The organism is Halomonas sp. H2, from assembly GCF_050215315.1.
Lineage (GTDB): Bacteria > Pseudomonadota > Gammaproteobacteria > Pseudomonadales > Halomonadaceae > Vreelandella.
Genome location: NZ_CP189760.1, coordinates 20,791 through 40,407 on the forward strand (window position 1 = coordinate 20,791; position 19,617 = coordinate 40,407).

18 protein-coding genes and 1 other RNA gene are annotated in these 19,617 nt (G+C 56.8%); 11 read left to right on the forward strand and 8 right to left on the reverse strand.

Annotation, left to right across the window (positions count from 1 at the left end):
- Positions 1–20 precede the first annotated feature (20 nt).
- Positions 21–728, reverse strand: a complete 708-nt coding sequence (locus ACQE2I_RS00085; protein ID WP_427029489.1) for a 3-deoxy-D-manno-octulosonic acid kinase — start codon at positions 726–728, stop codon at positions 21–23.
- Between ACQE2I_RS00085 and ACQE2I_RS00090 the strand changes: the two genes are divergently transcribed.
- Genes ACQE2I_RS00090 through waaA form a run of 3 tightly spaced genes read left to right on the forward strand, consistent with a single transcriptional unit; the run spans position 727 to position 4,536 of the window.
- Positions 727–1,824 (forward strand): glycosyltransferase family 9 protein, encoded by a 1,098-nt coding sequence (locus tag ACQE2I_RS00090; protein WP_053856930.1) that lies wholly within the window; start codon positions 727–729, stop codon positions 1,822–1,824. The genes ACQE2I_RS00085 and ACQE2I_RS00090 overlap by 2 nt on opposite strands.
- The gene (hldE, locus tag ACQE2I_RS00095; RefSeq protein WP_427029490.1) at positions 1,814–3,244 is read left to right on the forward strand and encodes a bifunctional D-glycero-beta-D-manno-heptose-7-phosphate kinase/D-glycero-beta-D-manno-heptose 1-phosphate adenylyltransferase HldE; all 1,431 of its coding nucleotides are present in this window, start codon (positions 1,814–1,816) and stop codon (positions 3,242–3,244) included. The genes ACQE2I_RS00090 and hldE overlap by 11 nt, the downstream gene beginning before the upstream one ends.
- Positions 3,244–4,536: a lipid IV(A) 3-deoxy-D-manno-octulosonic acid transferase gene (gene waaA / locus ACQE2I_RS00100; RefSeq protein WP_427029491.1), complete on the forward strand. Its 1,293-nt coding sequence runs from the start codon at positions 3,244–3,246 to the stop codon at positions 4,534–4,536. The genes hldE and waaA overlap by 1 nt, the downstream gene beginning before the upstream one ends.
- 10 nt (positions 4,537–4,546) lie before the next feature.
- Here waaA and rpiA read toward each other — a convergent pair whose 3' ends face one another.
- Positions 4,547–5,221 carry a ribose-5-phosphate isomerase RpiA gene (gene rpiA, locus ACQE2I_RS00105; protein ID WP_427029492.1) on the reverse strand — a complete coding sequence of 225 codons (675 nt, stop codon included), beginning with the start codon at positions 5,219–5,221 and terminating at the stop codon, positions 4,547–4,549.
- A gap of 167 nt (positions 5,222–5,388) precedes the next feature.
- On the opposite strand from rpiA, the gene ilvA reads away from it, so the two are divergent.
- A complete protein-coding gene (gene ilvA, locus ACQE2I_RS00110; RefSeq protein WP_427029493.1) occupies positions 5,389–6,903 on the forward strand; it encodes a threonine ammonia-lyase, biosynthetic in 1,515 nt (504 codons plus the stop codon).
- A gap of 428 nt (positions 6,904–7,331) precedes the next feature.
- Here ilvA and ACQE2I_RS00115 read toward each other — a convergent pair whose 3' ends face one another.
- From ACQE2I_RS00115 to ACQE2I_RS00125, 3 genes are all read right to left on the reverse strand, one after another.
- Positions 7,332–7,961, reverse strand: a complete 630-nt coding sequence (locus tag ACQE2I_RS00115; protein ID WP_427029494.1) for a 5-formyltetrahydrofolate cyclo-ligase — start codon at positions 7,959–7,961, stop codon at positions 7,332–7,334.
- Positions 7,962–8,027: 66 nt separating this feature from the next.
- A non-coding RNA gene (gene ssrS, locus ACQE2I_RS00120) (6S RNA) lies at positions 8,028–8,210 on the reverse strand.
- A 73-nt stretch (positions 8,211–8,283) separates the two neighbouring features.
- Positions 8,284–8,583: a cell division protein ZapA gene (locus ACQE2I_RS00125; RefSeq protein WP_427029495.1), complete on the reverse strand. Its 300-nt coding sequence runs from the start codon at positions 8,581–8,583 to the stop codon at positions 8,284–8,286.
- Between the two features lie 190 nt (positions 8,584–8,773).
- Between ACQE2I_RS00125 and ACQE2I_RS00130 the strand changes: the two genes are divergently transcribed.
- The 4 genes from ACQE2I_RS00130 (at position 8,774) to ACQE2I_RS00145 (ending at position 13,382) form a co-directional block, all read left to right on the forward strand.
- Positions 8,774–9,352, forward strand: coding sequence for a UPF0149 family protein (locus ACQE2I_RS00130; RefSeq protein WP_427029496.1), 579 nt, complete (start codon positions 8,774–8,776; stop codon positions 9,350–9,352).
- A 35-nt stretch (positions 9,353–9,387) separates the two neighbouring features.
- Positions 9,388–10,728, forward strand: coding sequence for a Xaa-Pro aminopeptidase (gene pepP, locus ACQE2I_RS00135; RefSeq protein WP_427031361.1), 1,341 nt, complete (start codon positions 9,388–9,390; stop codon positions 10,726–10,728).
- Between the two features lie 93 nt (positions 10,729–10,821).
- The gene (gene ubiH, locus ACQE2I_RS00140) at positions 10,822–12,051 is read left to right on the forward strand and encodes a 2-octaprenyl-6-methoxyphenyl hydroxylase (protein ID WP_427029497.1); all 1,230 of its coding nucleotides are present in this window, start codon (positions 10,822–10,824) and stop codon (positions 12,049–12,051) included.
- Between the two features lie 50 nt (positions 12,052–12,101).
- Entirely contained in the window at positions 12,102–13,382 is a 1,281-nt protein-coding gene (locus ACQE2I_RS00145; protein WP_427029498.1) for a UbiH/UbiF/VisC/COQ6 family ubiquinone biosynthesis hydroxylase, read from the forward strand.
- A 12-nt stretch (positions 13,383–13,394) separates the two neighbouring features.
- On the opposite strand, the gene ACQE2I_RS00150 is transcribed toward ACQE2I_RS00145, so the two are convergent.
- The 3 genes from ACQE2I_RS00150 to gpmI all read right to left on the reverse strand — a co-directional run bounded on the left by ACQE2I_RS00150 (position 13,395) and on the right by gpmI (position 17,488).
- The gene (locus ACQE2I_RS00150; protein ID WP_427029499.1) at positions 13,395–14,687 is read right to left on the reverse strand and encodes a S41 family peptidase; all 1,293 of its coding nucleotides are present in this window, start codon (positions 14,685–14,687) and stop codon (positions 13,395–13,397) included.
- A gap of 93 nt (positions 14,688–14,780) precedes the next feature.
- The gene (locus tag ACQE2I_RS00155; protein WP_427029500.1) at positions 14,781–15,923 is read right to left on the reverse strand and encodes a murein hydrolase activator EnvC family protein; all 1,143 of its coding nucleotides are present in this window, start codon (positions 15,921–15,923) and stop codon (positions 14,781–14,783) included.
- Positions 15,923–17,488, reverse strand: a complete 1,566-nt coding sequence (gpmI, locus tag ACQE2I_RS00160; protein ID WP_427029501.1) for a 2,3-bisphosphoglycerate-independent phosphoglycerate mutase — start codon at positions 17,486–17,488, stop codon at positions 15,923–15,925. Before gpmI ends, ACQE2I_RS00155 begins: the two co-directional genes overlap by 1 nt.
- A gap of 365 nt (positions 17,489–17,853) precedes the next feature.
- On the opposite strand from gpmI, the gene ACQE2I_RS00165 reads away from it, so the two are divergent.
- From ACQE2I_RS00165 to ACQE2I_RS00175, 3 genes are read left to right on the forward strand one after another with little or no spacing between them, the layout of a single operon-like run.
- The gene (locus ACQE2I_RS00165) at positions 17,854–18,276 is read left to right on the forward strand and encodes a rhodanese-like domain-containing protein (protein WP_427029503.1); all 423 of its coding nucleotides are present in this window, start codon (positions 17,854–17,856) and stop codon (positions 18,274–18,276) included.
- A gap of 41 nt (positions 18,277–18,317) precedes the next feature.
- Positions 18,318–18,818: a protein-export chaperone SecB gene (gene secB, locus ACQE2I_RS00170; RefSeq protein ID WP_427029504.1), complete on the forward strand. Its 501-nt coding sequence runs from the start codon at positions 18,318–18,320 to the stop codon at positions 18,816–18,818.
- A 3-nt stretch (positions 18,819–18,821) separates the two neighbouring features.
- The gene (locus ACQE2I_RS00175; protein WP_427029505.1) at positions 18,822–19,589 is read left to right on the forward strand and encodes a 16S rRNA (uracil(1498)-N(3))-methyltransferase; all 768 of its coding nucleotides are present in this window, start codon (positions 18,822–18,824) and stop codon (positions 19,587–19,589) included.
- The last annotated feature ends 28 nt before the right edge of the window (positions 19,590–19,617 follow it).

Consider the following 19,617-nt stretch of genomic DNA (forward strand, 5'->3'; position numbering starts at 1 on the left):
TGGCCTAGCAAGTCTCTATATTAGCTGCGATATCCATGATAAATAGTTGGCATAAGCGGTGCTTCGGTGAACTTCTTGATGGAGCGCTCCAGCCTGTCCAGGTTACCTGCCTGCCACTTTCCTGCCGCACGCAGGCGGCAGCGATCAAAATCAATCAACCAAGGTGCGCCCCAGGGGTCGATCAAAATATTGCGGGCATTAAGGTCAACATGGTCAAGCCCCGCTTGATGAAAGCGGTAAATCATGGCACCTACACGCTTTAACAACGCTTCATCCACAAGATCGTTGACGAGTAGCTCAGCGAATGCTTTGGCACCAGCAATGCGCACGGTAATCAACGCGGCTTCATACGTAAGCCCATAGCGAGTAACACAGCTTGCTACGGGGCGAGGTACCGGCAGCCCTTGCCCAAAAAGCGTGGCGGTTAAGCGCAGTTCACGAAATGCCCGGGTGCGCTCAGCGCCAGTCCATAGGTAGCGTTTCTCACTGAGTTTGGCCGCCATGCCCCCCCGGCAATAGGGCCTTAATACCCACTGCTCGGTCGGCGTTGCCTGTAAAAACAGACTGCTGCCCCGGCCTGGTGCTTCGCCCACAATTAATCCGCGCTCACGCCAGTAATCGCGCGTGAATAAGTCTGGATCAATTTGGTGTGTTCCCGGCCCGTCACATAAACTGTCTACATCATGTAAAATCAGCCAATTTCTCTGCCGGAGTGCCGCTAAGCGCATGAAGCCCTCTCTGCCTGTTCAGCCTAACCACATTGCCATTTTGCGCCTCTCCGCCCTAGGAGATGTGTGCAATCTCGTGCCCACGGTGCGGGCGTTGCAGCGCCAGTGGCCCGATGCGCGCATTACCTGGATTATCGGTAAGGGGGAGCACAGTCTACTGGCGGGGCTTTCCGGGGTCGAGTTCGTTGTTTACGACAAGTCGACAGGTATTGCCGGAATGCGCGCGTTATGGCGGCAGCTTGCCGATACGCGCTTCGATGTGTTGCTACATATGCAGCAGGCCATTCGGGCCAGCGTGCTGTCGCTTGGGCTGAAGGCCGACGTACGCGTGGGCTATGACAAGGCGCGTGCCAAAGATGCTCAGCACTGGTTTACCCAGCATCAGCTTGCGCCGCACCCCAATGCCCATGTGTTGGAGTCCTTTATGGACTTCGCCCGGGTGCTCGGGGTAGAGGATGACCGCTTAGCGTGGGATTTACCTGTGCCCGATACGGCACGTAATGAGGCTCAGGTGATCAGCGGTGAGACCCCTTACCTCGTCATTAACCCGTGTAGCAACGTTCGCCTGCGTAATTTTCGCAACTGGTCGGTAGAGGGCTACGCGAGCGTGATTGAACACGCTTGGGTGCAGCACGGTCTTAAAAGCGTATTGACCGGTGGCGGCAGTGCTCTGGAGCGTGAAATAGGCGAGCAAATTGAAGCACTCTGTCAGCCAGCCAGTGTCATTAACGCCATCGGCGGCACCTCATTGAAAGGGGTTTTAGCGCTGATCGATCAAGCCCAAGCGGTGATAGCGCCGGATACCGGCCCTATCCATATGGCCAATGCCATGGGAACGCCGGCATTGGGTCTTTATGCATCGACCAATCCCCAGCGTGCCGCACCCTATCTGTGGCGCGATTTTGCGGTCAACGCTTACCCAGACGCGGTACGTACTTATCTGCATAAGTCGGTAGACGAGGTGAGCTGGGGCCAACGGGTGCGTCACCCAAGCGCCATGATGCTGATTAAAGCAGACGACGTTATCGCTAAACTGGATACATTGCTGGCGCATACCGCTTTGACTGCCAGCGCAGGGAGCACCGATGAAGATTGATTTAACCGCGTTAGAACATGCCCGTGTACTTGTGGTCGGCGATGTCATGCTTGACCGCTATTGGCATGGAGGTACCTCGCGGATTTCCCCCGAAGCGCCTGTGCCAGTAGTTCGGGTAGAAGATGTTGAAGACCGCCCGGGCGGAGCGGCTAATGTGGCGCTGAACATTACCTCCCTGGGCGGCCACGCGGTGCTGGCGGGCGTGATCGGAGACGATGACAACGCGCAGATTCTACAAGCCAGTTTGACTGCCTCTGGTGTGAGTACTTACTTTCAGCGCAGTGCTGAGATACCCACGATTACCAAGCTGCGTGTGATGAGTCGTAACCAGCAGTTGCTGCGCCTGGATTTCGAGCAGCGCTTGGACAGTGTCGATACCAATGTGCTGGTGACTCAGGTAGAAAAGGCGCTCCCCGACTGCGACGTAGTGATCCTTTCCGACTACGGCAAAGGCACGCTGAACCAAGTAGAGAACCTGATAGCCAACGCAAGAGCTCAGGGCAAGCGCGTGCTAATCGATCCGAAAGGGCAGGATTTCAGCAAATACCGTGGGGCAAGTTTAATCACTCCCAATTTGACCGAATTTGAAGCCGTGGTTGGTCATTGTGCGACCGATGCTGAGTTATCCCGCCGGGGTGAAGCGCTACGTGCTGAGTTGGAGCTGGAAGCGTTGCTGATTACTCGCAGCGAAAAGGGCATGACGCTGATTCGTGAAGGGCATGCGCCGCTACACCTACCTACTCGCGCTCAGGAAGTTTTTGATGTAACAGGGGCAGGCGATACCGTTATTGGCTTAATGGGGCTAGCGCTAGCGGCAGGCCACGCCTTTCCCGAAGCAATGATGCTGGCTAATTTGGGGGCAGGGCTGGTAGTGGCCAAACCGGGCACGGCCACGCTCTCTATCGCCGAGCTCTACACTGCCTTACACGGCGATAAGCTGGCCGAGTTTGGGGTGATTGAACCGAATGTATTGATCGAGGCGGTGCGTGCTGCCCAGCTACGCGGTGAGCGGGTGGTCATGACCAACGGCTGCTTTGATATTTTGCATGCGGGCCACGTCGCCTACCTGGAGCAGGCTAAACGTCTGGGTGACCGTTTAATCGTCGCGGTTAACGACGACGCCTCTATTGGTCGCCTGAAAGGGCCCAAACGTCCGATTAATCCGCTTAACCGGCGGATGCAGGTGTTGGCGGGGTTAGGGGCTGTCGATTGGGTTGTGCCGTTTAGTGACGACACTCCCCAGACGCTGATCGAAGCGGTACTGCCGGATATTTTAGTCAAAGGCGGCGACTATCGCCCAGAAGATATCGCCGGTGGTGTAGCGGTGATTGCCAATGGTGGTGAGGTGAAGGTACTGGGCTTTGAGGACGGCGTGTCTACCTCGGCGATGATTAGTTCTATTATTGATCGCGAGCGCTAATGGCTTTACCTGCTTGGCCTCGGCTTGCTTACTCAGCGGCGCTGTATGCACTTGCACCGTTGATTGGCTGGCGCATCTGGCGTGAGCAAGTGCCCACTTACTCACGCCTGCAGCGGCTGGGATTACGCCTTAAACCGCTGCCGCCTGCGCCGCGCATTTGGTTGCATTGCGCCTCTGTGGGGGAAGTGCGCGCTGCACGGCCGCTGATTGAGGGGCTATTAGCGCGTTACCCAGCCCATGGTCTACTGCTCACTACCATGACCGCCAGTGGTGCCGGGCAGGCTCAAGCGCTGATTAGTGAGCAAACCCCAGCCTATCAAGCAAGGCTTGCCCATGGCTTCTTACCGTTGGACTTTCCTGGTGCTGCTAAACGCTTTGTGCGCCGTGTTAAACCCGAACTCGCGATCCTATTTGAAACCGAGCTGTGGCCCAACTTGATCCATGCTTGTCGCCAGCGAGGGGTACCCGTGGCGGTGGTTAATGGGCGCTTATCGCCTCGGGCATTCAAGCGTTACCAACGGCTGCGCCCGCTAATGGCCAGCATGCTCGCCGAGATTAGCTGGCTAGCCGCCAAATCATCGGCAGACGCCGAACGCTTTAATGCCCTCGGCTGCAGTTCGAATATCACCCATATAGTCGGCTCGTTAAAATTTGAATTAGTCACGCCGTGTAAGGCGATAAAAGAGGGTGAGTACTTACTTATAGAGTGGGGCGAGCGTCCAGTTTGGGTGGCGGGCTCCACTCGAGAAGGCGAAGAAGTGCTGCTGCTTAAGGCCCATCGCCAGCTGTTGCAACGCTACCCTGGTGCGCTGCTAGTGCTGGTGCCCCGCCACCCCCAGCGCTTTGATGAGGTGGCTAAGCTTTGCCAAACAGAGGGGTGGATATTAAGTCGCCGCAGCCAGCAGCAGCTCGCCACACAGCAAACCCAGGTTTACCTGGGGGATACGCTGGGTGAACTGGCGATGCTTTATACAGCGGGCCGTGTGGCCTTTGTCGGGGGCAGTTTAGTGTCGCTGGGCGGGCACAACGTGCTTGAGCCGGCGGCTTTGGGCCGCCCGGTGCTGAGTGGCCCCTCGATTGAGAACTTTGCTGATGTGGCCGAACCACTGTTAGCTGCGGGCGCGCTAACAGTGGTCGATAACGCCGAAGCGTTAGCAGAAGCCTTGGCGGGCTACTTTGCCGCCCCAGAGCACGCCCGCCAGGCAGGGCAAGCAGGGCGTGCGGCGATTGAGTCACAAAAAGGTGCCCTGGCTCGCACCCTGACTGGGCTGGAGGCCCTGCTGCCCCGGTAACGTAGCAGCGTTATTTAAGCGCGATTCTTTCTACGCCACCTTCTTTGCCTAGCAGCAGAACATCCGCGCCGCGGGCGGCAAACAGGCCATTGGTCACAACACCTACGATAGCGTTGATGCGCGCTTCCATGGCTACCGGGTCTGCGATCATAAATTCATAGCAGTCGATAATTTGGTTACCATTGTCGGTGACTACCCCCTGGCGATAAACCGGCTCGGCGCCAAGCGCGACAAGCTCGCGGGCGACATAGGAGCGTGCCATGGGGATGACTTCAACGGGTAGCGGAAAGTTGCCTAACTGGGGTACATACTTTGAGCCATCCGCGATGCAGATGAAGCGCTTGGCACAGGCAGCCACAATTTTTTCGCGGGTAAGCGCAGCACCACCACCTTTAATCATATGTAAGTGAGCATTTACTTCGTCTGCGCCGTCTATGTAAAAGGGTACTGTGCCAACGCTATTGAGCTCAAACACCTCAATACCTAATGTCTCAAGGCGTTTGGCGCTTGCTTCGGAGCTAGCCACTGCACCTTTAAAGAGGTGGCGCAGTGGGCCTAAGCGATCGATAAACAGATTGGCCGTAGAGCCGGTGCCAATCCCTAAGATGGTATCCTTTTCCAGCGTATGTTTAATTTCTGCAATGGCTGCATCCGCCACGGCGGCCTTCATTTCATCCTGGTTCATAAATAGTCAACCTAGTGAGTTAGTCTAGTGTGAGTCAGAAAAGAGTGGGTGGCGCTAGTATAGCGGTCTAAACGTTGCCTGCCGAGGCAGCATCGCTAGACGCCGCTAGGCGTAATCTGCTACCAATAAAGGCTTTTTCGTTCACGTTCTTCCCTTGGGATACCCGCATGCTAGAAGCAACCGTCAAAAAGATCCTCCAGGCCCGCGTTTATGAAGCCGCTTGTGAGACCCCTATTTCCCCTGCACCCTTTTTGTCGCGTCGTTTCAAAAACCAAATTTTAATTAAGCGCGAAGATCTGCAGCCGGTGTTTTCGTTCAAAATTCGCGGTGCCTATAACAAAATGGCACAGCTCACCCAAGCGCAAAAAGACAAAGGCGTAATTGCCGCTTCCGCCGGTAACCACGCTCAAGGGCTGGCGATGGCCGCCAAGTTAATGGGTGTTAAAGCGGTCATCGTGATGCCGCGTATCACACCGGAGATCAAAGTGCAGGCGGTGCGCGCTCGGGGGGCCAAGGTTATTCTGAAAGGTGATGCCTTCGCCGCTGCCGCTGAGCATGCTCAAGAGCTGATCAAAGAGCACGGCTACACCTATATTCCACCGTTTGACGATATCGATGTGGTCGCAGGCCAAGGCACTATCGGGGTAGAGATTTTACGCCAACACGCTGGGCGCTTAGACGCCATCTTCGTACCGGTTGGTGGCGGGGGCTTAATTGCAGGGGTGGCTGCGTACGTTAAGTATTTGCGCCCGGATATCAAAGTCATTGGCGTCGAAGCCGAAGACAGCGCTTGCCTTAAAGCCGCCTTAGCGGCGGGAGAGCGTGTGGTACTTGACCAAGTGGGTGTATTTGCTGAAGGCGTCGCGGTGGCGCAAATTGGCGAGGTGCCATTTTCGTTGGTGAAAGACCTGATTGATGACGTTATTACCGTCAATACCGATGAGATGTGCGCAGCGGTGAAAGATATTTTCGAGGATACCCGCGCAGTGGCGGAAACCTCCGGCGCGCTATCGCTGGCGGGGCTAAAAAAATATATTCAGCAGACCGGGGCTGAAGGTGAAACGCTGTTGTGCATTAATTCTGGGGCGAACACTAATTTTGATCGCCTACAGCACATTGCCGAACGCACCGAGCTTGGCGAGCAGCGTGAGGCAATCCTGGCGGTCACAATTGCGGAAAAACCGGGAAGTTTTAAAAAGTTCTGCCGCACCTTAGGCAAGCGCATGGTGACCGAATTTAGCTATCGCTATGCCGATAGCCATGAAGCGCATATTTATGTAGGTATTCAGGTGAAGCCCGGTGGCGAAGACCGCCAGGCAGTCATCGACAAGCTGCGTGAAGGCGGCTACCAAGTGGAAGATCTCACCGACAACGAGTTGGCGAAGCTGCATATTCGCCATTTGAGCGGCGGACGCCCCAGCGAGCGCTTCGAAGAGGAGGTGTATCGCTTTGAGTTCCCCGAACGCCCAGGCGCGTTGATGAACTTTTTGACCCAACTGCCACACGACTGGAACATTTCGCTGTTTCACTATCGTAACCACGGTGCCGCCTATGGCCGAGTGCTGGTGGGTATGCAAGTGCCTAACGGTGACCGCACCCATGTGGCTGAGTATTTAGACGCTATTGGTTATCGCTACTGGCGTGAGAGCGATAATCCTGCGTACCGACTCTTCATGGCTTAATCATTCTATACTGTATGTAAGTGCTTGCTTACCTTGAGCGCTAGCGCGGCTAGTAACGTACCGTTACTAAAAAGTTTTAAAAGAGTGAGAAAATGTTGCCTGAGCAGTTGTAAGCAGTGCCCTTATAGCCCTATAGTCGTCAGCGAAATTAAGCAGATCTGCCATTCGTTTTAAGCCAGCACGACTGGCAGGTTTAACACATTTGGTCACGGCAAGGTGTTGGAGAAGCGGCATGCGGCGTAAGAAGCCTGATATGGTGATGGCGTTGATGGTGGTGTTTGCATTAGGGGTGCTTGCCACCGGTTATGCGCAGGCGTTGTCGGGAAGTTAATTCCTACAGCGAGCTGCGATAACGCTGTTAACCTGGGCGACAAATATTAGATGAGGAAGGCTGATCCTTTAGGGGTTCAGCCTTTTTTATGGGCGGCTTATTGGCGGCGCACACAGCCGTGGTCGCTCACCACCGCCTGTAAGGGCACATCCCAAGGCTCAACAGGCAGAGAGGCTACCTGCTGGCAAGCGTGGGCGACGCCAATCAGCGCCGGTGATGGGCCAGGACGGTGCATGAACGCCAGGCTACGGTCATAAAAGCCACCGCCCATGCCCATACGATTAGCATTAGCATCAAACCCTACTAACGGCACAATCAGCGTATCTAACGCCCAGGTGGGCAGCCGATTGTGTCGTTGAGCGCTAAAGCGTAAGTCGGGCTCGTAAATACCAAAGCGGTTTAGCACCATTGGGGTATTGGGGCGGTAGGCGACAAACCATAGGCGGTTGGCGCTAAATGGTTGTAAAACGGGTAAATAAATCTCGACATTACGCTGGCGCAGCCAAGCAATTAGCGGGGTTGGATCGATTTCCCCGTTGACGGGCAGATATAGACTTATGCGCCGCGCGCGACGAATTTCAGGCAGGGTTTTTAGCTGATCACACAATCGTTGTGCAGCGAGCTGCTGCTGCTGTTGAGAAAGGGCTTTGCGCTGGTGACGTAAAAAGCGGCGAAGGGTACGCTTATCACTGCTGTGTGGGGCAGTATCATGATGGAGGTTATTCATAAGTGCTGTTTCCCCCATACGTCTTCCCTTCATGCGTACTTAAATGGCGTACTGGATGATAGAAAGGTGTTCTCCAAGGTGCCGCTGTCATTCTGGCCCTGAACCTACTGGTTCAGGTGGGTGGCCGCAGCCAGACCGTCAGGCTTTCCGACGCACGGACATGCACACGGGGCTGGCTAGCATTTGGCCCCCTGGGTATTACGCATAGGCTCGAGGGACTATAACGACTGGCGTACACCCCAGAGAACTCCGCCATCCTAACAGAGCAGCCGCTAATGCCAAAGTATCGGGTTAAACGTTCGCGGAGCTTTTAGGCAACGCGTTAGGGCTGGCGTGTGTTGGCCAACGCCCGTTCAAGGCGATCATTTAATCGGTTCAGGTTCTCTTCGCCGGCACGCTGCTCATCCATGGCTTCAAGTAGCTCGTGGGTGATGTTGAGTGCCGCCATAATTGCCACCCGTTCGCTGCCGAGCACGCTACTTTGCGCATTGATACCTTGCATGGCACGGTCTAGATAGCGCGACGCGCGGTCAAGTTTGGCTTCTTCGCCGGTGTCGCAGGCAATGACATAGCCACGTCCTAACAGGGTTATTTCTTTGGTCGGGCGCTTGGCGTTGCTCATCAAAGACTCCAGCACGGGCCAGCGAGGGCCCCAATGCGTTAACATCACAACATAGAAAGATAGGTGTCACTTACTATAAGAGAGGCGCTTAGGCGCGGTCAACGCGCAAGTCTAGCGGCACTTTTATCGCCATGGCACGCTATCTTCAACACACCCGCAGTAACGAGTGAATACGAGGCTATTAAATATTATGTCATTGATTGATGAACGTCAGGACTTCTCCGACGTGGCGGATGTTTTTCTATTGCACGGCAGCATGCAGTCGCCCGCATTTTTAGATGGTCGCTTATGTGCCCTGCTGGCGCTGCGCGATGTGAGCGCGGAGCACTGGCTGGAGGAAGTCTGCCAGAGTTTGGGCGTTGAGCAACCACGCGATCAGGCAAGTGCTGAGCGGCTATTGGGCTGGCGGCGGCAAACGGTGGAAGCATTGAGCGCCAGCGACCTGGACTATACCCCACTGCTACCCGATGAGCTGTTTTCGTTGGGCGAGCAGGCGCAGGGCCTCAAAGAGTGGACGCTGGGCTTTATCGAAGTAGTCGATGAGGTGGCTGACAATGAACTACGCGAGCGCTGGTCGCAGGCGTTACGCGAAGCGATTGGTGACCTTGAAGGGTTAGGCCGAATCGACACCGATATCGACGATAGCCCAGAAAACGAAAACGATCTGTTTGCGCTGACCGAGCACGCCCGTATGGCTGCAATGCTGCTGTATACCGAGCAGCACCCAGGGTTGCCGCAAGTAGAACAAACCGACGCGCCCGTTCACTAATCCCGTTGCCTGGAGCCCCTATGTTGTCAGAGACCGTGCTGCCCGAGATGTTACCTCGCCCCGCCGCGATCAGCGTGGCGGAATATCGCCAGCGCCGTGATGCGCTTATGGCTCAACTGCCGGATAACGCTGCGGTGGTGCTGCCCGGTGCCGGGCTGATGACGCGTTCACGGGATAGCGAATTTGCCTTCCGCCAGAACAGTGATTTTTACTACTTGACCGGCCTTCGTGAACCGGATGCTCTATTGGTATTACTGCCTGGACGTGGGGAAGGCGAAAGTGTGGTGTTCTGCCAGGATCGTGACCCCACCCTGGAGGCATGGACAGGGCGCCGCCTGGGTGCCCCTGGCGTGGAGGCCGAGCACGGCATTGATCAAGCGTTTGAAAACACTGATCGCGATGAACGGCTGCCCGAGTTGTTAGCGGGGCGTGAGCTGCTCTATTTGCCGCTCGATAATACTGACGCAGTGGGTATCGCCGAAGATGCCTTGGCTGATGCTCAGGCGGGGCTGAGACGTGGGCGGCCTGCGCTGAAGGGGTGGTTGGATATTAGCCCGTTGATTCACGCCATGCGGTTGATCAAGAGTGGCGCCGAAATTGCCCTGCTGCGCCACGCCGCAGTGATATCTGCACGCGCCCACCAGCGTGCTATGCAGGTGTCCCGGCCCGGACTGAGTGAGTTCCAACTGCAGGCCGAGTTAGAGCATGAGTTTGTCTGGCAAGGGGCCAGTGGACCTGCGTACAGTACGATCGTGGGTAGTGGTGCCCACGCCTGCGTACTGCACTATATTGAAAACAGCGCGCCGCTGTGTGAAGACGGCTTAGTACTGATTGACGCGGGCGCAGAGTTTGAGCTGTATGCCGGTGACATCACCCGTACGTTTCCGGTCTCCGGGCGGTTTAGTGACCCTCAGCGCGCGCTTTATCAGGTCGTGCTCGACGCCCAACAGCGCGCCGTTAGCGCCGTTCAGCCGGGGATCACGTTGGCCGCTATCCATCAGGGCGTGGTGCACGACTTAACCGCCGGGTTGGTTGAGCTTGGTCTGCTGGAAGGCGAAGTTCAGGCGCGCATTGATGATGAGAGCTACCGCCGCTTTTACCTGCACTCGACCTCCCACTGGTTAGGTCTCGATGTACACGACGTGGGTACTTATCGACTAGACGAGCAAACGGCTCGTCCCCTGGTCGCGGGCATGGTGCTGACCGTCGAGCCTGGTCTGTATATTCCGAGCGATGACGATATTCCAGACGCCTATCGCGGCATCGGCATTCGTATTGAAGACAACATTGTAGTGACTAACGAAGGGTATGACGTGTTGACCGCAGATGTACCTAAGGAGGTAGCTGAAATTGAAGCACTAATGGCTAAAAAATAACCAGCTTTTAGTCTGCCCATTTTTCTTTATGTAATTTACGTTACGAATTATTAATTGCCTCTAGGGTGCGGCGCTAATACGAGGGAGAAGGCAATGCAACAGTCCAACCAAGCGGCTGGTCGAGCGCTGACCCATGACATTGTCATTGTCGGCGGTGGGTTAGTCGGTGCGAGTTTAGGCTGTGCCCTAGCGCCGCTGATTGAGCGCTATGGCTGGCGAGTGGCGGTGATCGAATCGTCCCCGTTAACCGCACAGTCGCTGGAAAGCGCCTGGCAGCCCAGTTTTGATGCCCGGGCCAGCGCCATTGCTGAAGGCTCCGCTCAGCACTTCCAGCAGTTGGGCGTATGGGAGGCGATGCATGTTGAGGCTACGCCTATCAGGCGCATTCATATCAGTGAGCGTGGCCGTTTAGGGGCGACGCGGCTGAGTGCTGATGAGTTGGGCGTTGCAGCGCTGGGGCATGTGATTCCCAATGCGTGGATGGGCCGAGTGCTGCACCGTCGCCTTGCCGAGTTGCCGCTTGAGTGGCACTGCCCGGCAACGGTTGAGCAGCTCACACCCGTAGCGGGTGGGCATTATCTGCAGCTGTCTGATGGCAGCCAGTTAACCGCAGGTTTAACGGTGCTCGCCGATGGGGGGCGCTCGGGGCTTAAAGAGCAGCTAGGCATTGGTAGCCGCCGTGAGCCTTATGAGCAAACCGCGCTGATTGCGCATGTCGGCGTCAGCCAGCCCCACCAAGGTATTGCTTACGAACGTTTTACCTCACAGGGGCCCATGGCACTGCTGCCGCTGCCAGGGCAGGCGATGGAATTAATATGGACGCACCCCAGCGGCAGTGAAAAGGCGCGCATGGCGCTTCCCGAGCGTGACTTCCTACGCCAACTTCAGTGTGCTTTTGGCGAGCGGGTGGGTCGTTTTACGCGGGTTGGTTCTCGCTACGCCTATCCGCTTTCCCTGGTTACCGCTGAAGAGCCGGTACGCCCTGGGCTGGCGGTATTGGGTAACGCCGCCCACGCCTTGCATCCGGTGGCGGGGCAGGGGTTTAACCTGGCGCTGCGCGGGGTGATGGACCTTGTCGAAGCATTGGAGCAAGGGGAGCTGGCTAAGCGGCCGCTGGGCGATATGACGACGCTTCAGGCCTTTGAGCAACAACGCTCCAAAGATCGCGCTAACGTTATTCGCTTTAGCGACGGCCTGGTACGGCTGTTTGGGCTCTCTTTTCCGCTGCTGCCCCACGCCCGCGCGGCAGGCTTAATCGGTTTGAACCTTGTTGGACCGCTGCGCCGAGGGCTTGCGCGACGAGCCATGGGCTTGGAACGCTAAACCGTTAATCTCTAGGTCACTACGCCGCTACGCTACTACGAAGGAGTGCTATGGATATGGTTTCATCTACTGCGAAGCCGCTGGTCGAACGCTTTGAGGCGGTGATTGTTGGCGGAGGCATGGTGGGTGCCGCGCTGTGTGCGCTGCTTGCTCAAGCCGGTATGCAGGTCGCCCTTGTGGAAGCGCAGCCAGCACCGTTGAGCCTAGATGATGCCACGGGTGAGCTACCCGCACCGCGGGTCAGCGCGCTGACCCCTGTCTCGCAACGCCTGCTGGCGTATTTGGGCGCTTGGCATAACATGCAGCAAACTCGGGTAACGCCCTACCGAGGGATGCAAGTATGGGATGCTGAAGGGAGTGGCGAGATTGCTTTTTCCGCCGATGAGGCGGGCGTTGGAGTACTTGGGTATATTGTTGAAAATGTGGTCACCCAGGCGGCACTCACGACTCAGGTGATGCACTACCCCAACGTCACCCCATTTTTTGACGTGCGTGTTCAGTCGTTGCAGCGCGCAACCGGGAGCGCGACGGATCGTATCGTCGGCGGTGACTGGCTGGTGTTAGACGATGGGCGCCAGCTCCAGGCACCGCTAATAGTGGCTGCCGATGGCGCTCACTCAATGCTGCGCGAGATGGCGGGCATTGATGTGGCCAGTGACGATATGCAGCAGGACGCTGTGGTGGCGACGGTAAAATGCGCTAAACCCCATGGTGGCACGGCGCGCCAGGCGTTTATCGACGGACGCCCGCTAGCATTTTTGCCGTTAACGGTGAAAGGCGATGATCGTTACTGCTCAATTGTATGGTCGACGACCGCCGAGCACGCGGCACAGTTGAGCGAGTTATCGCAGCAAGCATTGGGCGATGCGCTAGGTGAGGCATTTGGCTACCGTTTAGGCGCGGTAACTGTCTGCGATAAGGCCCACCGTTTTCCTCTCGTGCAGCGCCATGCGCGCCACTATGTGCAACCGCACTTCGCACTGGTGGGAGATGCTGCCCATAGTATCCATCCACTGGCTGGCCAGGGGGTTAATTTAGGATTGATGGATGCGGCTGTTTTAGCAGAGGAAGTGGTTCACGCTTGGCAGCGCGGCGCGCCCTGGGGAGAACTGAGCACATTAAGGCGTTATGAACGTCGGCGGCGTTTTGATAACAGCGCCATGCTGGGGCTGATGAAAGGCTTTAAAGTGCTGTTTGGTAGCCACGACCCAGCGCTAACGTTGGTACGCAACCTGGGCATGAGCAGTATGAATCAGCTGGTACCATTAAAGCGCGTACTGATGCGGCAGGCGACCGGAGAGCGCGGTCGCCTGCCGCTAAGTTGTCGTTAAATCAGGTTGTCGTTAACCTCGCCGGCGATCGACCACGTTAAGCGCTTTAAGTAGGTTAAGCGCTTCGCTGAGCTGGTAATCATTGAGTAGCCGTTCAGCCATTTCCTGGCGGTTCCGCGGCGCCTGCTGAGCGCTTAGGTGGCCCTCGAGATCGGCTTCGCGAATCTCACGGTGGCTCTCGGCGACTTCCAAACGACCGCGCACAACGTCTACATCGGGCTCAATGCCTTGGGCCTGAATCGAGCGGCCGTTGGGGGTGTAGTAGAGCGCCGTGGTGAGCTTGAGCCCTTCGCCATTGCCTAACGGCATAATCTGCTGCACTGACCCCTTGCCAAAACTATCGGTGCCCATAATCACGCCGCGACGTTGATCTTGCAGCGCACCGGCGACAATTTCCGCCGCTGAGGCACTGCCGCCGTTAATCAACACGACCAGAGGCACATCGCCAGCGGGGGTAGTGGGCGAGGCGGAGAACGACATCTCGGTATCCGAAAGGCGCCCCTCGGTATATACGATTAGCCCTTCATCCAGGAATAGATCGGCAATGCCTACGGCGGCTTGCAGTACGCCGCCGGGGTTATTGCGCAAATCGAGTATTAAGCCGTCCAAGGGCTGTTCGCGGGCCATTTGCTCCAGCGCTTCGCGAGCCTGTTCGGGCGTACGCGACTGAAATTGGCTAATGCGCAGATAGCCGTAACCCGACTCAAGCAGCTCATATTTAACGCTTTCGCTACGAATAATCTCACGGGTTAGGGTGAACTCACGCGGTGTTTCTTCGCCTGAACGCAGTATGCTAATGCGCAGCTCGGTGTCGGGGGCGCCGCGCATGATGGTCACGGCTTCTTGTAGAGACATACTGTCGGTGGGGGTGCCGTCGATAGCCACGATAATATCGCGAGCCAGCAGTCCCGCGCGGGAGGCCGGGGTGTCATCAATGGGCGTAATCACCGTCAGTTGGCCATCTTCCATACCCACCTCAATACCGATGCCGCCAAATTCACCTTGGGTAGATTCGCGCAGGCTTTGATACTCCTCATCATCTAGATAGGCGGAGTGCGGGTCCAACTCACTAAGCATGCCGCGCATGGCGTTACGCAACAGTGTGCGATCGTCGACCTCCTCAACGTAGGCACGCTTAATGCGCTCGAACACCTCAGCGAAAGTCTGAATCTCTTCTAATGGCAGTGCGCTGCTATCCGCAGGCTGGGCGATCAGCGGCAGCGGGGTCGACAGTAAAGCAATTGGCAGCAGGGTAGCCAAGAGGCGCTTGGCGGGGGCCGATACCACGGTAACAGATAGCGTCATGCAGACTCCGCAAGGCGATAGGTGGCGCCATTGCGCGTCACCCGGTAGTTGTTGAAACAGTTGAAACAAATGGTAGTTGTGCAGCTTATCCCGTCAGCGGCGTGCAATCCAACGCTGTGGATTAATTGGTTCGCCGCCACGACGAACTTCAAAGTAGAGTGCCGCGCGCGTTTGACCGCCGCTGTCGCCTACGCGACCAATCTCATCGCCGCGGCTGACCTGCTGACCAGGCCTAGCGCTGAACTGCTGCAAATGGGCATACAGGGTCATAATCTGGTCGCCGTGATCGATAATGAGCAGGTTGCCAAACCCACGCATCCAGTCGGCAAATACCACGCGGCCGGTGTGAACGGTGGTAACGGGCGTGCCTGCGCTGGCTTGAATGACAATGCCGTTGTAATGCACGCCGTCGCGATGGTGAAAATTGCTGCTGATGGAACCCTGCACCGGCCAGGGTAGGTCGCCCTGGGTGCTGACAATATGGGTGGTGGGCGTGGGTTCGGCAAGTTTGGCCATTTCCGCCTGGATATTGCGCAGCACGCGCTCGGCCTCTTCACGGCTTTGGTTAAGGTCTGCCAGTCGCTCCTCTTCGCTGCCGTAGCGGTCATCTAGATTAGCTACCACGCCGCGCCGCTCGGTGGTGCGCTGGGCAAGCAGAGAGCTCTGCTCTTCCAGCTCATCGGCCAATGTATCAAGGCGCGCTTGGCGTTCGCTTAACTCTTTTTGGGTGTCGGCCAGGGCCGTATCCAGGCGCGCTATATCGCTTAAACGGCGATTACGCGCTTCAGTCAGCCGGTTCATATAGGCCTGCATACGATCAAGCTCGGCGGGGTCGCCTTGGTTAAGCAGCAGCTTGAGCTGCGGCGTTGGACCCAGGCGGTAAAGCGCTGAGAGCTGTTGGCCCAGTGCGGCGTATTGGTCTGAGCGCTCGCTCTCTAACCGATCGCGGTGCTGGCGCAGTTGGGTGGTTTCGTCATTCAACTGGCGGCGTTCAGCTTGAAGGGTGTCTAAGCGTTGGTGAGTTTTGGTCAGTTCGGTTTCTACTTCGCGCAGCTCGCGTTCGGCGTTATCCCGCGCCTGCCCCGTTGTGGTGAGTCGCTGGCCGAGGGATTCGATCTCCTGGCCAATCGCATCCAGCTGCTGGCGCGCTGCGCTTTCATCCTGCTGGGCGAAGCCTGCTGGCGCATAACAAAACGCCAGCACGGCAGCGAAGGCTAAATAGCGCAGTATGCGCATTAGTTAAAATGGATCAGTGGTTTCCCGGTCATCGCCTCGGGTTGTTGCTGGTTCATCATCGACAGCAGCGTGGGCGCCAGATCGCATAGTTTGCCTTCCTCTAGTGTGGCAGCGCGTTCGCCGACATAAATAAGCGGCACTAAAAACGTCGTGTGGGCGGTTTGCGGCGCGCCCGTTTCAGGATGCACCATTTGCTCGGCATTGCCGTGGTCAGCGGTAATTAAGCAAGCGCCACCTGCCCGCTCAATCGCTTCAACCACGCGTCCTACGCAGGTATCCACCGTCTCAATGGCTTTTTTCGCTGCATCGAAGTCGCCAGTATGGCCGACCATATCTCCGTTGGCGTAGTTGCAGATAATCAGATCAAAACTGCCGCCATCGATAGCGTCGACGAGTTTGTCGGTAATCTCAAACGCGCTCATTTCAGGCTTTTCGTCGTAGGTGCGCACATCACGCGGCGAGGGTACCAGGATGCGCTCTTCGCCTGCATATTCGGCTTCATTACCGCCCGAAAAGAAGAAGGTAACGTGGGGGTACTTCTCGGTCTCGGCAATACGCAGTTGCGTTAAGCCGCGCTTGGCCACCACTTCGCCGAGGGTGTCGTTTAGATCAGACGGTGGAAACGCTGCGGGCACAGGAATATCCGCCGCGTACTGGGTCATCGTCACCAGCCCTTTACCGGCAAGTTTAGGGCAAGCGCGCCGCTCGAAGTCTTTGAAATCCGGCTCGGCGAAGGCGCGGGTTAATTCCCGGGCGCGATCCGAGCGGAAGTTAAGAAAAATAGCGGCGTCGCCAGCTTCTAAAATAATCGGGTTGTCTTTGAGGGGGATGCTGCTGGCGGCCACAAATTCGTCGGTTTCACCGCGCTGGTAGGCATCGCGTAGGGCGGTTTCGGCGCTTGAGGCGTAGTAGTCTGCGTGGCCGTCGGTCAGCAGCCGATACGCTTGCTCGACGCGCTCCCAACGGTTGTCACGGTCCATGGCATAGAAGCGGCCAATAATCGAAGCCACAAAGCCGTTATCAGCGCCTACCAACTCGGCTAGGCGGGCATTAACACGCTCTATCGAGGCCAAGGCGCTTTGCGGTGGCATATCGCGGCCATCGAGAAAGGCGTGGATAAAAATACGCTGGGCGCCGCGGCGTGCGGCTAGTTCTGCCATGGCAATAAAGTGGTCTTCATGGCTGTGGACGCCACCGGGGGAGAGCAAGCCCAACAAATGCACCGGGCGCTGGTTGGCGATCGCTTCGTCAATCGGCTGGGTGAGGTTTTCATTTACATCCAGGTCGCCGTCTTCAATCGCCTTGCTGATACGAGTGAAGTCCTGATAAACGATACGCCCGGCGCCAATGTTCATATGCCCGACTTCGGAATTGCCCATTTGCCCTTCAGGCAGGCCCACGTGAAGGCCATCGGTATGCACGAAGGCCGTGGGGCGGCTCGCCCACAGTTTATCCATCGCTGGCGTGTGGGCAGCGGCCACCGCATTATGGTCGCTCTCAGGGTTGTGGCCGTAGCCATCGAGAATGATCAGCGCCACCGGGCGCGGGGTGCGAGAAGTATCCATAAAAGCCTCATTATGATTGGCAGACCGAGCGAGTCGATAATTGGGGGTCGCGACGGGCGCACGCTTGGGGCATCATAACGCAGGCAACTGCCAGGCGTCATTATTTAGGAGCCTGTCCGGCTTAACACTGATCTACTGCGAATCCCGGTATTTTGGCCAACTTTAGTCGATCGATTTCGTTAAATAGCGCGCTATTCGCCTCAATCGATCGATAAATTTGGATCAAAATCCGTGCTTCTCGCGACGATCGGCCAAGCCGGACAGCCTCCTGGCCTGCGCGGGAAGCTATCTGACGTGTATACTTGTCGCGTTTTGGCAGCGGTTAGGCCGCTTTTTTCTGCATAGACCAAGAGATTGTGTTCGCGATGATCGATCAGGTGTTCGAATTCGTACAGAACCACCCCCTGCTGGTTGGGGCATTTTTGCTGGTGCTAATCGCGTGGATTATTTATGAAACGCGCAGTGCCTCTACTAATGCTCTCACCGCCACAGAGGCCACTCAGCTTATCAACCGCGAAGACGCGGTGGTGCTGGATATCCGTGAAAGCAAAGACTTCAAAGCCGGGCATATCGCGGGGGCACGCAACATTCCGCAAAGCAACCTCGATAGCCGCATGAACGAACTGGATAAAGTGAAAGCCCAGCCGATCATTGTGGTGTGTAAGCACGGCCAGAGTTCTGGTGCCGCACAGGCCAAACTCGCCAAAGCGGGTTTTGAACGTGCTTACAAGTTAAAAGGCGGTATGGCGCAGTGGCAAGGTGATGGCCTTCCGGTGGTCAAAAAGTAATTAGTGCTATTTTTATTTAATGAATAATCAGGAGTTTCCCCATGGCGGAAGATAACAATACCCCGCAGGCTGGTGCCGCAGCAGACGAAAAACCGCAGCTGAAATTCTCGCTGCAGCGTATTTACGTAAAAGATATTTCGTTTGAAGCGCCCAACTCACCTTCGGTGTTTAAGCAGGCGTTCAAGCCGAAGGTGAACCTGGATCTTAATACTACCAGCACTAAAATTGCCGATGATCAGTATGAAGTCGTCGTCAAGGTGACGGCGCAGGTTAACGATAACGAAACCGGCACGACGTCGTTTTTGGCGGAAGTTCAGCAGGCAGGTCTGTTCCGCATCGCAGGCATTGAAGGCGCGCAGTTGGATCAAACCCTGGGCGCCTTCTGTCCTAACCTGCTGTTCCCTTATGCCCGTGAGTGCGTGGATAACCTGGTCAACCGTGGCGGTTTCCCGCCGCTGATGCTGGCGCCGGTTAACTTTGAAGCGATGTACGCCCAGCGTAAGCAGCGCGAAGCCAAGCAAGCCGAAGAAAGCACCCACTAAGCGATGTCTGAAACGCTGCAAGCCGCTGATTGGTATGCCCAGCATGGCAAAATGCCGCGTGTTTATGTGCCTGCTGCATTCGTAGCAGGCAGTGACGTTGTGCTGCCTGAAGGCCCCGCCCGGCACCTCACGCGCGTGCTGCGCATGAGCGAGGGCGCACCGCTGGTGCTTTTCGACGGCGAAGGCCTTGAGGCCGGTGTCCGCCTGGCGGAGGTAAGCCGCAAGCAGACGCTGGCGCGCGTTGAAGCAGTATGGTCGGGCAGTGGCGAGTCGCCACTGCCCGTTCATTTGGGACAGGCGATCTCTAAAGGCGACCGAATGGATTACGCCATTCAGAAGGCCGTCGAGCTGGGCGTTGCGGCGATTACTCCGCTGTATACCGAGCGCGGTGATGTACGTTTAAAGGGTGATCGTGAAGCTAAAAAGCTGGCGCACTGGCAAGCGGTTGCTGCCAGCGCTTGCGAGCAGAGTGGCCGTGCGGTGGTACCGCCGATTCACCGCCCTGTGGCGCTTCAAGCGTGGCTTGATGAAAGAGAAGAGCCGCTGCGCTTGATGCTGCACTTGGCTACCGGCAATGCGTTTGATCGCCAAGATTGCCCCGCGTCGGTGGCGCTGCTGATTGGCCCCGAAGGCGGTTTGAGTGAGATTGATATTGCTGCTGCCCAAAATGCTGCCTTTACACCGCTCACACTCGGCCCGCGTGTGTTGCGCACTGAAACCGCTCCGATAGTGGCACTGTCGTTGCTACAGCACTACTTTGGTGATTTGTAAGTACTTACTATCAATGCAGGCTGCGCAT

Coding starts and splice junctions, on each gene's coding strand:
- ACQE2I_RS00090 (WP_053856930.1), top strand. CDS start 727: ATGAAGCCCTCTCTGCCTGTTCAGCCTAACCACATTGCCATTTTGCGC.
- ACQE2I_RS00085 (WP_427029489.1), bottom strand. CDS start 728: ATGCGCTTAGCGGCACTCCGGCAGAGAAATTGGCTGATTTTACATGAT.
- hldE (WP_427029490.1), top strand. CDS start 1,814: ATGAAGATTGATTTAACCGCGTTAGAACATGCCCGTGTACTTGTGGTC.
- waaA (WP_427029491.1), top strand. CDS start 3,244: ATGGCTTTACCTGCTTGGCCTCGGCTTGCTTACTCAGCGGCGCTGTAT.
- rpiA (WP_427029492.1), bottom strand. CDS start 5,221: ATGAACCAGGATGAAATGAAGGCCGCCGTGGCGGATGCAGCCATTGCA.
- ilvA (WP_427029493.1), top strand. CDS start 5,389: ATGCTAGAAGCAACCGTCAAAAAGATCCTCCAGGCCCGCGTTTATGAA.
- ACQE2I_RS00115 (WP_427029494.1), bottom strand. CDS start 7,961: ATGAATAACCTCCATCATGATACTGCCCCACACAGCAGTGATAAGCGT.
- ACQE2I_RS00125 (WP_427029495.1), bottom strand. CDS start 8,583: ATGAGCAACGCCAAGCGCCCGACCAAAGAAATAACCCTGTTAGGACGT.
- ACQE2I_RS00130 (WP_427029496.1), top strand. CDS start 8,774: ATGTCATTGATTGATGAACGTCAGGACTTCTCCGACGTGGCGGATGTT.
- ubiH (WP_427029497.1), top strand. CDS start 10,822: ATGCAACAGTCCAACCAAGCGGCTGGTCGAGCGCTGACCCATGACATT.
- ACQE2I_RS00145 (WP_427029498.1), top strand. CDS start 12,102: ATGGATATGGTTTCATCTACTGCGAAGCCGCTGGTCGAACGCTTTGAG.
- ACQE2I_RS00150 (WP_427029499.1), bottom strand. CDS start 14,687: ATGACGCTATCTGTTACCGTGGTATCGGCCCCCGCCAAGCGCCTCTTG.
- ACQE2I_RS00155 (WP_427029500.1), bottom strand. CDS start 15,923: ATGCGCATACTGCGCTATTTAGCCTTCGCTGCCGTGCTGGCGTTTTGT.
- gpmI (WP_427029501.1), bottom strand. CDS start 17,488: ATGGATACTTCTCGCACCCCGCGCCCGGTGGCGCTGATCATTCTCGAT.
- ACQE2I_RS00165 (WP_427029503.1), top strand. CDS start 17,854: ATGATCGATCAGGTGTTCGAATTCGTACAGAACCACCCCCTGCTGGTT.
- secB (WP_427029504.1), top strand. CDS start 18,318: ATGGCGGAAGATAACAATACCCCGCAGGCTGGTGCCGCAGCAGACGAA.
- ACQE2I_RS00175 (WP_427029505.1), top strand. CDS start 18,822: ATGTCTGAAACGCTGCAAGCCGCTGATTGGTATGCCCAGCATGGCAAA.